Genomic DNA, 12,738 nt, shown 5'->3' with positions numbered 1-12,738 from the left:
GCCCGCGCGAGCGCCCGTGCGACGTGTCGCGAGGGCGGCACGAGCCGGCTCGGGCCGCGAGGCATCGGCGCGTCGGCGGACCTCGGCGTGTCCTCCGTGACATGCTCGATCGGGGACGTCTCATGGAACAGGTCCGATGAGACATGTCCGCATGCGCATGCTCGGAAAGCCAGCCGCTCAGCGGCCGGGGAAGCCGGGCAGGAGGGCGGGGCCGGCGGCGAGGCGGTGGGCGGCCTGCTTGCCGAGACATGCCCCTGTGGACATGCCCGGAAAGACAGCGGCTCAGCGCCCCGGGAAGCCGGGCAGGAGGGCGCGGGTCATGCGGTCGGGGCGGCGGACGCCCTGCTCGCCGAGGGCGATGTCGGCGGCGGCGACCAGCTCCGCGCCCTTGTCGCCGCCGGTGAGCTCGCCGAGGCGGCGGCGGGCGGCGGCGGCGTACATCGCCATGTCGGCGGCGCGCAAGCCCGGCTCGGCGGCGCGCAGGCCGGCCAGGGCTCGCTCGCGCTGGCCCTGGATGGCGGCCAGGCCGGCGCCGACCAGCTCGCCGAGCGGGCGGGCCCACGGGGCAGTCTCCAGGGCCAGGCGGCTGGCCTCGTGCTCGACCAGGCGGACCAGGCCGGCCCGCTCGCTGTCGCCGTGGTCGGAGACGAGGCGCAGCAGCGCCGCCTGGGCGCGCAGGAAGCCGAGCACGACGTGGGCCCACTGGCTGTGGAACAGGAACGAGGTCTCGAGGTCGGCGAACTCGCGCTCGACGCGGCCCCACGGGGCGGCCGGATCGTCGCCGTAGAAGTCGACCAGCAGGCTGCCGACGAAGGTCCACAGCCGCGGCGGGCCGAGCGACTCCTCGGGCAGGCGCTGCTGGACGTAGCCGATCTCGGCGCGGGCCCGCGGCAGGTCGTCCTCGGCCAGCCAGTAGGCGACCTGCGGACCGCCGCGCAGCAGCGCGTCGGACCAGCTGTCGTCGCGGTCGCGGGCCTCGGCGATGAAGGTCGCCAGCCGCTGGCCGACCACCCGCAGGTCGCCGAGCAGGAAGTGGGCGATCAGGCGGTGCGACTGGCCGGACACGATCTCGTAGTTGGTGCCGGTGCACTCGCCGCGGAGGATCTGCTCCGACTGCTCGAGCAGGACGATGCTCTCGCGCCAGCGGCCGAAGTGGAACGCCGCGATCCCGCGCGACAGCGCCAGGAGGCCGCGCGGCAGCGCCTCGGGGGTGCGCTGCAGCAGGGCCTGGGCCGCGCTGGCGAGCTTCTCGGTGCGGGCGCGGTCGGCCTCGCCGCCGGAGGAGACGGCCGCGACCTCGGCCGCGAGCGCGCAGGCGGCGTGGAAGATGTTGCCTGTCTTATAGGACAGGTTGAGATAACGGGCTTGAAACAGCGCGCTCAGCGGGAGGTCGTGCGCCGACAGGCTCGACGACAGGGTGCGGCACACGGCGAGGCGCACGAGGTCGTCGGGGTCGACGGTCTTCGGGTCGCGCTCGCGCAGGCCGAGGCCGCGCAGGCGCCAGCGGGCCCGCTCCCACGCGAGGCTGGTGTGGAGGGCGCGGCTGGTGGCGGGCAGGCTCATGCCGGCGGCGGCGAGGACCTGGCGGATCGTCGTCATGCCCTCGGGGAGCTGGCCGGCGCGCAGGAACTGCTCGCCGGCGCGGCGGCGCAGCTCGAGCGCCCGCGCGGGCGGCTCGGAGGCGGCGGCCTCGAGGTAGAGGCGGGCCGCCTTGACGCCGCGGCCGGCGTTGGCGAGCGCGTCGGCGAGGCGGACGCTGAGCTCGGCCCGGCCCTTGTCGCTGTGCGGCTTGAACTCGAGGGCGAGGCGGTAGAGGCGGGCGGCGCGGTCGAAGGCGAGGGCGGCGGCGGCCTGGTCGGCGGCCATCTGCGCGTAGTCGCCGGCGCGCTCCCACTCGCCGGCCTCGCGGTAGTGCAGCGCGAGGGTGTCGCTGTCGCGCTCGCCGTGGTTCTCCATGGCGAAGGCGAGGTCGCGGTGGCGGGCCTTGAGGTCGTCGGGCGGGAGGGCGGCGAGCACCAGCTCGCGCACGCGGTCGTGGTAGGTCTCGATGACCTCGCTGTCGCCGCTGCGGGTGAGCACGAGGTGCTCGCTGCGCAGGGTGGCGAGGGCGGAGTGGGTCTCGGGCAGGCCGGCGGCCGCGCCGGCGAGGCGCAGATCGACGGGGCCGCCGGCGACCGCGGCGATCTCGAGCAGGCGCCGGGCCGGCGGCGGCAGACCGTCGATGCGGGCCAGCAGGACGCGGTCGAGGGTGACCTCGCCGCGCTCGCCGGGGCGCTCGCCGGTGGCCAGCAGGTGGCGCACGAGCTCGCTGACGAACAGCGGGTTGCCCTGGGCCTCGCGCGCGACCTGGCGGGCCCGCGCGCGTAGGCCCGCGGGCAGCAGCGACTGCGCGAGGTCCTCGGCGTCGGCCTCGGACAGCGGGCCGATGTGCAGCTCGCGGAGGTCGAGCTCGCCGCGGGCCGCCTCGCGCAGGGTCTTGAGCACCGCGCCGTTGTGGGCCTCGGTGCGGTAGCTGGCGATCAGCAGCAGCGCGGGCGCGTCGGGCGGGCGCAGCAGGTCGGCGAGCAGGGCGGCGCTGTCGCGATCGCCCCACTGCAGGTCGTCGATGTGCAGCACCAGCGGGGCGCGGTCGGCCAGGCGCGCCAGCAATTCCTTGAGCGCCGCGAAGGCGCGCCGCCGCAGCTCACGCGGGTCGGGGATGTCGACCGAGCGCCGCGGCGCCTGGGTGACGGCCTTGACCCGCTGCAGCACCGGGAACACGCGGGCGAGCGCGTGGACGTCGCGCGGCATCAGCTCGGCGACCTTGGCCTCGGGCAGGCGCAGGAGGTGCTTGGCGAGCGCGTCGATCAGCGAGTCGAGCGCCTTGAACGACACCGACTCGCGCTCGTAGCAGCGACCGGCGAGCACCACCGCGGGGCCGCGCTGCAGGCGGGCCAGGAACTCGCGCACGAGCGCGCTCTTGCCCATGCCGCTGCGGCCGTAGACCTGGACGAGCGCGGCGCGGCCCTTCTGCGTGGCGGCGGCGGCGTCCTGCAGGGCGCGCAGCTGGGCCTCGCGGCCGACGAACAGGTCGCGCTCCTGGCCGACCGAGGCGCGCGGGCGGATGCCGGTCGGGCCGCTGCCGACGCGCTGCAGCACCTCGGCGCTGCCGGGCCGGGCCTTGGGGTCGCGGCTCAGGAGCGCGAGGCACAGCTCCTCGAGATCTTTCGGCAGGCCCGAGACGATGCTCGAAGGGACAGGTGCGTCCCGCTCCTGCTTGGCGATCATGATCTTCAGGCCCTTGCCCTTGAACGGCAGCTCGCCGGTCAGCGCCTGGAAGACCATCACGCCGACGGCGTACCAGTCGGAGGCGGTCGAGGCAGGTTGGCCGCCGGCCTGCTCGGGCGAGATGTACGCCGGCGTGCCGACCACCCCGCCGGCCTCGGTGCTGCGCACGGTCTCGGTGATCGAGTCGCTGACGAGGCCGAAGTCGAGGATGACGAGCCGACCCTCGCGGGTGATGAGGACGTTCGACGGCTTGATGTCGCGGTGCAGCTTGCCGGCGGCATGCAGCGCGCCGAGGCCGGCGGCGAGCTGGCGCAGCGCGGCCCGCAGGCGCTCCCAGCCCTGCTCGCGCTCGGCGGCGAGGGCGGCCGGATCGGCGTCGCCGCCGTCGTCGGCCTCGCCGCGCACGTACTCGACGAACTCGAGGCCGTCGATGTACTCCATCGTGAAGAAGATCTGCTCGCCCTCGAAGAACAGCTCGTGCAGCTGGATGACGTTCGGGTGGGCGACGTCGGCGAGGGCCCGGAACTCGCGCTTGAACCGGTAGAGCGCGCCGGGGCTGACGTTGAGCAGGGTCTTCAGCGCGACCGGGTGCGCCCGCTCGCGGTCGATGGCCTCGTACACCACGCCCATGCCGCCGGCGCCGACGCGGCGGACGATGTTGAAGCGCTTGTCGGCGGCGAAGCTGACGAACTGGGCGCTCTCGCCCGGATCCGGCTCGCGCGGCTGCGACGGCGCGCTCTTGCCGTCGCCCCCGTCGCCCGTGAGGTCGTCGCCGGAGCGGAACGACATCGCCTCTTCGAGCGACAGCTGCGTGTTGTCGTCGCGACTCACGACCCCGGCAGGTTAGCTCCGCCGCCGCCCGCGCGGAACCCAATCCGGCGTGTTTGCGGCGCCTGACCCCTCGCGCGAGGGTGCGTCGGCGGCCGCGCAGCAAGCGGAGCGGGCCGCCCGATCGCGGCGTGTGACCGTCCTCCGCACGATTCGCGCGCGGTTCGCGTGAGCGAGCGCAACTGAAACGTGTCCTGAGCCCGCGGGCGGTCGTGATAACCCCCAAGGGACATGACCTCCGATGCTCGTACGCCTGTCATCGTCGCCGCCGTCCGCACGCCGATCGGCCGGCTCCGCGGCGCGCTCGCGCCGGTACGGCCCGACGACCTCGCGTCCCACGTGGTCCGCCACATCGCCGAGCACTACAGCGCGGCGATGGAGCAGCTCGAGGACGTGTACTTCGGCGCCGCCAACCAGGCCGGCGAGGACAACCGCAACGTCGCGCGCATGGCCTCGCTCCTGGCCGGCCTGCCGGTCGAGATCCCCGGCGTCACCGTCAATCGCCTGTGCGGCTCCGGCATGGAGGCCATCATCCAGGCGGCCAAGAGCATCATGGTCGGCGAGGGCTCGGTCTACATCGCCGGCGGCGTCGAGAGCATGACCCGCGCGCCGTTCGTGATGCCGAAAGCGGGCGAGGCGTTCGCCCGCGACGCGCAGCTGTTCGACACGGCGCTCGGCTGGCGCATGACCAACCCGGCGATGGAGCGGCTGTACGGCGCGGAGCCGCTCGGCATCACCGCCGAGAACGTGGCCGAGCGCTACCACGTCAGCCGCGCCGACCAGGACGCGTGGGCCCTCGGCAGCCACACCAAGGCCGCGACGGCGCAGGACGAGGGCTGGTTCGACAACGAGATCGTGCCGGTCGAGATCCCCGGGGCCAAGGGCGCCGATCCGGCGCGGGTCAGCGCCGACGAGAGCGTCCGTCGCGACACCACCCTGGCCGCGCTGGCCAGGCTCAAGCCGGTGTTCAAGGCCGGCGGCAGCGTGACCGCCGGCAACAGCTCGCCGCTCAACGACGGCGCGGCGGCGCTGCTCATCACCAGCGCCGAGCAGGCGCACAACCTCGGGCTGCGGCCGATGGCCCGCATCGCCGCGTGGGGCCACGCCGGCGTGGCGCCGGGGGTCATGGGGATCGGCCCGGTGCCGGCCAGCCGCCGCGCGCTCAAGCGGGCCGGCCTGCAGGTCTCCGACCTCGGGCAGGTCGAGCTCAACGAGGCGTTCGCGTCGCAGACGGTGGCCTCGATCCGCAGCCTCGACCTCGACCCGGCCAAGGTGAACCCGGGCGGCGGCGCCATCGCCCTCGGCCACCCGCTCGGCTGCTCCGGCGCCCGCATCACGACCACGCTGGCCCACGGGATGGCCCGCGCCCGCGTGCGCTGGGGGCTGGCGTCCATGTGCATCGGCGTGGGCCAGGGGATCGCGCTTGTGCTCGAGCGCACTTGAGCGAGCGGCGCTGCGCGCATGTTTGTTGGCGGCCTGGCCGCCGCGGCCTATCGTCCGGCTCCAATGCGAAAGAACATCGTAGCTGGCCTCGCCTGCATGCTCCTCGCCCTGCCCGCCTGCAACGGCGGCAGCGGCGACACCGACAACGCGCCGAGCACCTCGGACAACACGACCACCGAAGCGGCCACCGGCGACACGCCGACGACCACGGAGACCGGCGGCATCGTCTGCGAGCCCGCCCCGGTCGGCGGCGTCGGCGGCGTAATGAGCGAGTTCGGCGCCCCCTGCACCACCGACGACGAGTGCGTGACGATCCTCGGCGAGGGCGGCGTGTGCCTCACCAACATCCTCGAGATCTACGACCTGCCCTGCGGCTACTGCAGCAAGCTGTGCGAGCTGCCGCCGCAGACCGCCTACGTGCCCGACGACGCGATCTGCGGCGAGGGCGTGACCTGCATCGGCGCCGACATGTACTTCGAGGGCTGCGTCGTCGAGTGCCAGGACAACTCCGACTGTCCGCGCGAGGGCTACGAGTGCCGCATCATGCCGACCATCGGCCAGCCGATGGACCCGAAATTCTGCCTGATGAAGGACGAGTTCATGCGCTGAGCCCCGGCCCAGCGGGGGCCGGGGGCGGCGCAGGTCGGGTCATGCGCCGGGGGACATGTCCCTTGGGGCATGTGCGGAGGGACGTGCGGGCGCCCGCGGCACGGCCTCCGGCGCGAGGGGGCCGCCTGCCGGCGTCGCGGGCCCGCGCGCCGGCGTGCGGCGCCAGCGCTCTCGGGACATGTTCTCGTGGGCATGCGCGAGCGAGCATGTCCGGGGGGGCATGTCCATGAAGCCATGGTCCGCGCCGGCCCTGCTCGACGGGGCGATGGGCACCGAGCTCGAGCGCCGCGGCGCGCGCATGGACGCGCCGCTGTGGTCGGCGCACGCGCTGATCGAGGCGCCCGAAATGGTGCGGCAGATCCACCTCGACTACCTCCGCGCCGGCGCGCAGGTGATCACGACGAACACGTTCCGCACGCACGCGCGCAACCTGGCCGCGGGCGGGCGGGCGCACGAGGCGGCGGCGCTGACCCGGCTGGCGGTGACGCTGGCCCGCGAGGCGCGCGAGCTCTTTAAAGGGGAAGATCCGGCGAGCGCGGCGACGGCCCGGATCGCCGGGTCGATGAGTCCGCTCGAGGACTGCTTCCGCCCGGCCGACTCCCCGGGCAGCCGCGCCGGGCCGGAGCACCGGGCGATGGCCGAGACGCTCGCGGCGGCCGGCTGCGACCTGCTGCTGGTCGAGACGATGGGCCGCGTCGACGAGGCGGTGGCGGCGGTGACGGCCGGGCAGGGGCTCGGGCTGCCGGTGTGGCTGGCGGTGGTGTGCCGCGCCGACGGACGGATGCTGGCCGGCGAGCCGCTGGATGAATTGGTGGCCGGGCTGGGCGGGCTCGAGCTGCAGGCGCTGCTGGTCAACTGCACGGAGCTGAATTTTTTGCCGGCGGCGGTTTCAGCGCTGGTGGCCGCGGCTGGCTCGACGGACATGCTCCTCGGGACATATCCGCACACCGGGCACGCCGCGCCGGGACAGTTCGTGACGCACGCAGCGACGGCCCTCGCGTTCGCCGGCGAGGTGGCCGCGCTGGCCAGGGCGGCGGGGCTGCACCTGGTCGGGTCGTGCTGCGGGTCGACGCCGGAGTGGACCGAGGCGCTGGGGCGCGAGCTGTACCCGGGGACAGGTGCGCGCGAGACGGCGCGAGGGCTGCTGGCCGCCGCGGTGCCGCGGCGGGGGTGAAGCCGCGCTTCGGGTCGGCCTGATGTTCCCGACAGGCTGGAATCGACGGCTCGGTCCCGGGGCCGTGCCGCGACTCGGCCGCTCGGCGCTCCACGACGAGGGTCGCGGGCTCGCTCGGCGCGGCGTTCTGGTGCACGCCCGCCGCCGCCAACGAAGCGGATTTTCGTCGCGCTCGGCGCGCGGAACAAGCACGACTGTTGACATCCGCGGCCCCGCGCGCTCCATAGAGGCATGGCTTGGTTATCGTCGAGGTCGCACGGCCGCGTGCGGGATGGATTGATCTCGAGCTTGCTGGCAGGCTGCCCGACGCCGTCGCCCGGCGAGGAGACGGCCACGGCCCCGACGACGGGCACGAGCGAGGAGGCTGGCGAATCGCCCACTGCGACGGGCGCCGAGCCGCCGACGAGCACGACGGACGCGGACGCGACGACGACGGGGACGACGGACGCGCCATCGACGGCGACGGGGACGACGGACGAGCAATCGACGGCCGGCACGGCGGGCACGAGCGAGGCGACCGGGGCGATGACGACGACGACCGACGCCGAGACGACCTCGGAGGACGCGTCGAGCACGGGGGCGGGCCGCGACACGTGCGGCGACGGCGTGCTCGACCCCGGCGAAGCGTGCGACGACGGCAACGTGCTCGCGGGCGATGGTTGTTTGCCGAACTGCACGCCGGGCGACGGTGCGGCGCTGCCTCCGATCGGTCTGCCGCCGGAGAGCGCGTGGACCTGTCTGACGACGATCGATGCCGCGGTGCTCGGCGAATCGTCGCACGTGCTGGTGCTCGGCGGCTGGACGGGGAGCCCGCCGGTATCGGCGATCGTCCAGGGGTTCGCGCTGCCGAACGGGCAGGCCTCGCCGGGGTCGTTCGTCCACCCCGGTCCCTTCGATCGCTTCGTCGATCAGGTCGTCACCGCCGCGGACGGCGACATCGTCGTCGCGGGACATATTTACGAAGACAACCAACAAGCGGCGGGCCACCTGTGGCTGGCGCGCGTGTCCGCAGCCGGCGAGGTCGTGTGGCTGCGCGAGCACGTGGCGATTCCGATGGATCCCGAAGACCTGGCCTTGACGCCGGCAGGAGACATCGTGCTGGCGAGCCGGGTCGCAGGCTGGGGCGGAGGCATCAAACCTTCGCTGGTGCAGGGGTTCGATCAGGACGGCGAGCTCCAGTGGGAGCACGCCGCGCCCGCCGGTCCCGAGTGGCACGTCGGCTACAGGGCGGTGGCGATCGACCCGAGTGGAACGATCTACGTCGCCGGGATCAGCCAGCACATGGGCGACGCGAAGCGGCGGCTGCTCCTCGCGGCGCTCGCGGGCGACGGGACGCCTCAGTGGCAGACCGAGACGCCGGCGCCGCTGCATCTGCGCGTCGCGCCGTCGGGGATCGTCGTGACCGAGGACGGGACGTTGCTGGTCGCCGAGACCGAGAGTGACACGGACGTGGAGTTCGCCGGCGAGCCCGGCCTGGTCGCCTTCGACGCCGCCGGCGGCCTGTTGTGGTGGAAGACGCTGTCGTCGCCGCAATTCTGGAACACGTGGGCCGGCCGGATCGCGGCGGCGCCGGGCGGCGGAGCGCTGGTCGCCTGGGGGATGAGCCAGGAGGACATCAGCCGCACGTTGGTCGCGCGGTACGACGAGGACGGCGAGGCGCTGTGGGAGATCGTGTCCGACAGCCAAACGGGGCCGCGGGACGCGGGCCTCGGCGCCGACGGGCGGTTCTATGTGCTCGAGGGCGGGTCGGTGCGGCCGTACTTGCCGTGAGCGCGGCAGGACTTGACGAGCCACGTCGCATGGCCCGAGAGGCAGGTCGTGGTGCGCCGGCGATCGTGCGGTCTGTCCCGGCGGACAGGCGAGGTCGTCCACGACATGGCACGGGACGCACGGGCACGCGCGGGAGTCGCGAGTCGCTCTCCCGGCTCATGTCCCGAGAGACATGAGCGACGTGCCGCGGCCTCGACGGGGTGTGCCGCGAGGGCCTGCGCCGGCCGTGCGAGCAGGATGGCCCGAGAGACAGGTCGTGCCGCGGCCGCTCAGCCGGGCCGTCGCACCCGCGCGAGCGCGTCCTCGAGGGTCGCGGCGGTCGCCAGCTGGGCGAGCGCCGCGGAGCTCGTGACGAGCAGCTGCGCGAGCGCCGGGGAGATGCCGGCGAGCAGGCACTGGGCGCCGAGCAAGCGGGCGGCGGCCGCGGTGCGGCCGAGGTAGTCGGCCACGCGCTCGTCGGCGTCGACGAGGCCGGTGACGTCGAGGATCAGCGCGTGCGCCCGCTGCTCCGCGATCGCGGCCAGCACGCTCTGTTTGAGGCTCTGGACGCGGGCGGCGTGGTAGTGACCGACCAGCGGCACGACCAGCACGCCGGGGGCCACGCGCAGGACCGGGGTGGGGTTGCTGCGCTCGACCGTGCCGGCGGCGGCGAGCGCGGCCGCGACGCTGGCCTGCACGGTGAGGTCGACGACGACGCCGATGCTGTAGCGGACGCCGGCGATCTGCGTGACGTGGACGGACATGTGGATCGGCGTGCGCTTGCCGGTCTGCAGGCCCATCGCCGAGAACTCGTAGTGCTCGGGGACGGCCTCGCCGGCGACCCGCCGGCGGTAGCGATCGACGACGAACTCGCGGTCCTCGGGGGCGATGAAGCGGACGAAGTTCTGGCCCAGCGCCTGCTCGAGGGGACACTCGCACAGGCGCAGGAACTTGTCGTTGCACCACTGCAAAAGGCCGTCCTGCATGACGTACAGCGCGATGGGGAGGTGCTCCAACAGCGCGAGGACCTGGGTCGCGTCCAGCGAAACCATGCCGGACGATATAGCCGAGCCGTTCGGCGGGGGCACGGCGTGGAAGCGCGCAACACCGGGTCGCCTGCTGCATTTCGTCGCGGATCGGACCGCCCCCGAGGGCCCCGCCCCACGACGCCCCGCGAAGCGCGGCACGACGTCCGGTGCGATCGAGACGCGCACCTCGCGGACCTTCACGCGCCGGGCCGACGCCCGTGCGGTCCGGACGAGCGAGCGCAGGGCTTTACCGACATGGCGGAAAGGACATGTGATGAAGCCCCGGCGCTGGTCGCCGACGGCGTGCGGAAGAGGGGTACGCACCCCCGAGCTCGACAGCGACGCGACTCGGCGAACCCCAGCAACCTCGGCCACGAAGAGGTTGAAGATCGATCCCCAGTGACCCGATGGGCCGTCGAGCGCGGGCCAGGGAAGCGCGAACGCGGGGAGCGGGCGGGCCTCCTCGTCGCCGGGCTGGTGTGGATCGATGTGTCGCGGGCGGGTCCCAGCGCGAGCGAGTCGGCGGTCGCGCGACCCGACGACGTCGAGCGCGACGCCGTCGAGGTCGATCGACGAGGTTGAGCTTCACCTGGCTCGCGCGTCACTTCTCGAGCACGAGGCGGAACGGGGTCGCGCCGCGGGCTCCGGCGACGCGGGCGAGGTCGGCGGCGGTGGCGTTCGCGGGCAGGCGCTCCTGCTCGGCCTTGGCGTCGCGGGACAGCGCGAGCGGGAGCTGGCGCTTGCTCGGCGACGTCTTGCCGGCCATCTGCCACACGCCGGCGACGAGCACGTCGAGGTCGATCCCCTCGCACTTGCACGCCTCGACCGCGCCCGGCAGCTCGTCGAGGAGCATCTTCCCGCGGGCCGCGACGTCCGTGACCGCGACCCCCTGGAACAGCTCGGTGACCGGCTTGCAGCCGCCGATCGCCTTCTCGAGCGCCTTGGCGAGCTGCTCCGCGCGCTGGGGGGCCCGGGGCTCGTCGAAGATCTTCTTCACCGCCGGGGGCATCGGCGGGACCGGCGGGGCGGTGTCGCCGGCGAGCTGGACGATCTGAGACAGCGTCACCTCGGGCGGCAGGCCGTTGGCGAGCTCGAGGACCGTCGACGCCGGCACGCGCGCGTCGACCACCAGCGACAGCGAGGCCCGGAACGGCGCCTCGGTGTTGACGTTCAACTGCTTGATCTTTTCGAACTCCGCGTCGAGCGCCTTTCGCAGCTCGACGATCGTCGGATGCACCTGTCCGTCGAGCCTGAACCCGCCGTCCGCGAGCACGAACACCGGGATTCCGTTGCCGACCGGCTCGCCGCCGGACGTCGTCGGCAGCTCCATGCCCGGCGGCAGGTCGAGGGGGTTCGCGTCGCCCGGGCCGTGGGCGAAGAGCGTGCGCATCGCCGTGACCCGCTCGGTGCAGGCGGCCGCCGCGGGCGAGGCCTTGGCGTCGGGCGCCGGCGCGGCGCTCGTCGGGGCGGGACCGGTCGCGGTCCTGGCGGCCGGGGCGGACGCACCCGAATTGCAGGCGAGGAGACTGGCGAAGAAGAGCGCGGAGAGAGGACGCGACATCGGCGACAGTGTACCGCCACCCATCGGCCATGCGTCCGTGCGCATGACCGTCGTCCGCGAGCGACATCGGCGAACCCCTCGCGAACCCGGACTCGGCCGGCGCACGCCGAGACCCGTCGCCCCGGCGATGTCGCTGCGAGCCGGTCTCGACGCGCCGCCGTGCCCGCGATCCGACCTGACCTTCAGACCAGCAGCGACGCGTCGCCGGGGAGGCGGGGAACTGGACGGAGCGTGCCCGCGCGGCACGACCTGTCCTTCAGACCAGCAGCGACGCCCCGCTGACCGCGACCATGACGACGATCGTCCAGCGGACCAGCGGCGCGCCGGCGCGGATCTGCAGGCGCGCGCCGAGCCAGCCGCCGAACATCATCCCGATCGCCAGCACCCCGGCGCGCGGCCAGTCGATCTGGCCGGCGGCGGCGAACACCGCGACCACCAGCAGCGTGTAGACGAACACCAGCGCGACCTTGGCGGCGTTGGCCCGCAGGAGGTCGTGGCCGAGGTGCGAGACGAACAGGGCGATCAGCGGGAAGCCGACGCCGGCCTGGAGGAAGCCGCCGTAGACGCCGATCAGCAGCGCGAGCGCGTGGGCGGCGGCGCCGGGCGGGCGCGGCTCGGGCGGCGGGGTCGACATGCGACCTGGCCGAACGACCAGGAACAGCGCCCACGCGATCAGCACCGCGCCGATGATCGGGCGCAGCAGCGCGTCGCTCGTCTGCGTCGCCAGCCAGGCGCCGAGCAGCGCGCCGAGGCACATCGGCGGGGCCATGCGCGCGACCAGGCCGGTGTGCAGGGCGCGGTCGCGCGCGAACGTGAGCGCGGCGGCCGAGCCGTGCGCGAGCACCCCGATCCGGCTGGTGGCGTTGGCGACCCCTGGCGGCAGGCCGAGGCCGATCAGCAGCGGCAGGATGACGAAGGAGCCGCCGCCGGCGAGGGTGTTGAGCACGCCGGCGACCACGCCGGCGAGCACGAGCAAGGTCGGCCCGACCAGCGGGTCGGCCAAAAGATCGCCGGTCGGCGAGGCGAGCACGGGCCGACGGTACGCGATCGCCCGCGCCGGCGCACCTTCCCAGGCCGCC

General features: G+C 74.0%; 9 protein-coding genes. 5 read left to right on the top strand and 4 right to left on the bottom strand.

Annotated elements, in window-relative coordinates:
- Window positions 1-282: 282 nt before the first annotated feature.
- Window positions 283-4,098 (bottom strand): serine/threonine-protein kinase, encoded by a 3,816-nt coding sequence (locus NAEX_RS04785; protein WP_096326340.1) that lies wholly within the window; start codon window positions 4,096-4,098, stop codon window positions 283-285.
- 228 nt (window positions 4,099-4,326) lie between these two features.
- Between NAEX_RS04785 and NAEX_RS04780 the strand changes: the two genes are divergently transcribed.
- The 4 genes from NAEX_RS04780 to NAEX_RS04765 all read left to right on the top strand — a co-directional run bounded on the left by NAEX_RS04780 (window position 4,327) and on the right by NAEX_RS04765 (window position 9,091).
- Window positions 4,327-5,538, top strand: coding sequence for a thiolase family protein (locus NAEX_RS04780; RefSeq protein WP_096326339.1), 1,212 nt, complete (start codon window positions 4,327-4,329; stop codon window positions 5,536-5,538).
- A 63-nt stretch (window positions 5,539-5,601) separates the two neighbouring features.
- The gene (locus tag NAEX_RS04775; protein WP_143140784.1) at window positions 5,602-6,147 is read left to right on the top strand and encodes a hypothetical protein; all 546 of its coding nucleotides are present in this window, start codon (window positions 5,602-5,604) and stop codon (window positions 6,145-6,147) included.
- A 220-nt stretch (window positions 6,148-6,367) separates the two neighbouring features.
- Window positions 6,368-7,321, top strand: coding sequence for a homocysteine S-methyltransferase family protein (locus NAEX_RS04770; protein ID WP_170135460.1), 954 nt, complete (start codon window positions 6,368-6,370; stop codon window positions 7,319-7,321).
- 231 nt (window positions 7,322-7,552) lie between these two features.
- Window positions 7,553-9,091 carry a hypothetical protein gene (locus NAEX_RS04765; protein WP_211302349.1) on the top strand — a complete coding sequence of 513 codons (1,539 nt, stop codon included), beginning with the start codon at window positions 7,553-7,555 and terminating at the stop codon, window positions 9,089-9,091.
- Between the two features lie 269 nt (window positions 9,092-9,360).
- Here the strand turns inward: NAEX_RS04765 and NAEX_RS04760 are convergent, their stop codons facing one another.
- Entirely contained in the window at window positions 9,361-10,122 is a 762-nt protein-coding gene (locus tag NAEX_RS04760; RefSeq protein ID WP_096326335.1) for an STAS domain-containing protein, read from the bottom strand.
- A gap of 375 nt (window positions 10,123-10,497) precedes the next feature.
- Between NAEX_RS04760 and NAEX_RS04755 the strand changes: the two genes are divergently transcribed.
- On the top strand, window positions 10,498-10,680 hold the full coding sequence (locus NAEX_RS04755) for a hypothetical protein (RefSeq protein WP_096326334.1): 183 nt from the start codon (window positions 10,498-10,500) through the stop codon (window positions 10,678-10,680).
- Window positions 10,681-10,699: 19 nt separating this feature from the next.
- Here the strand turns inward: NAEX_RS04755 and NAEX_RS04750 are convergent, their stop codons facing one another.
- Both NAEX_RS04750 and NAEX_RS04745 read right to left on the bottom strand, forming a co-directional pair.
- The gene (locus NAEX_RS04750) at window positions 10,700-11,659 is read right to left on the bottom strand and encodes a hypothetical protein (RefSeq protein WP_096326333.1); all 960 of its coding nucleotides are present in this window, start codon (window positions 11,657-11,659) and stop codon (window positions 10,700-10,702) included.
- Between the two features lie 256 nt (window positions 11,660-11,915).
- Window positions 11,916-12,689 carry a sulfite exporter TauE/SafE family protein gene (locus tag NAEX_RS04745; RefSeq protein ID WP_170135459.1) on the bottom strand — a complete coding sequence of 258 codons (774 nt, stop codon included), beginning with the start codon at window positions 12,687-12,689 and terminating at the stop codon, window positions 11,916-11,918.
- Between the last annotated feature and the right edge of the window lie 49 nt (window positions 12,690-12,738).

The sequence above is a fragment of the Nannocystis exedens genome, assembly GCF_002343915.1.
Lineage (GTDB): Bacteria > Myxococcota_A > Polyangia > Nannocystales > Nannocystaceae > Nannocystis > Nannocystis exedens.
This window is presented reverse-complemented; position numbering and strand designations above follow the sequence as displayed.

Coding starts and splice junctions, on each gene's coding strand:
- NAEX_RS04750 (WP_096326333.1), bottom strand. CDS start 11,659: ATGTCGCGTCCTCTCTCCGCGCTCTTCTTCGCCAGTCTCCTCGCCTGC.
- NAEX_RS04760 (WP_096326335.1), bottom strand. CDS start 10,122: ATGGTTTCGCTGGACGCGACCCAGGTCCTCGCGCTGTTGGAGCACCTC.
- NAEX_RS04775 (WP_143140784.1), top strand. CDS start 5,602: ATGCGAAAGAACATCGTAGCTGGCCTCGCCTGCATGCTCCTCGCCCTG.
- NAEX_RS04765 (WP_211302349.1), top strand. CDS start 7,553: ATGGCTTGGTTATCGTCGAGGTCGCACGGCCGCGTGCGGGATGGATTG.
- NAEX_RS04770 (WP_170135460.1), top strand. CDS start 6,368: ATGTCCATGAAGCCATGGTCCGCGCCGGCCCTGCTCGACGGGGCGATG.
- NAEX_RS04780 (WP_096326339.1), top strand. CDS start 4,327: ATGACCTCCGATGCTCGTACGCCTGTCATCGTCGCCGCCGTCCGCACG.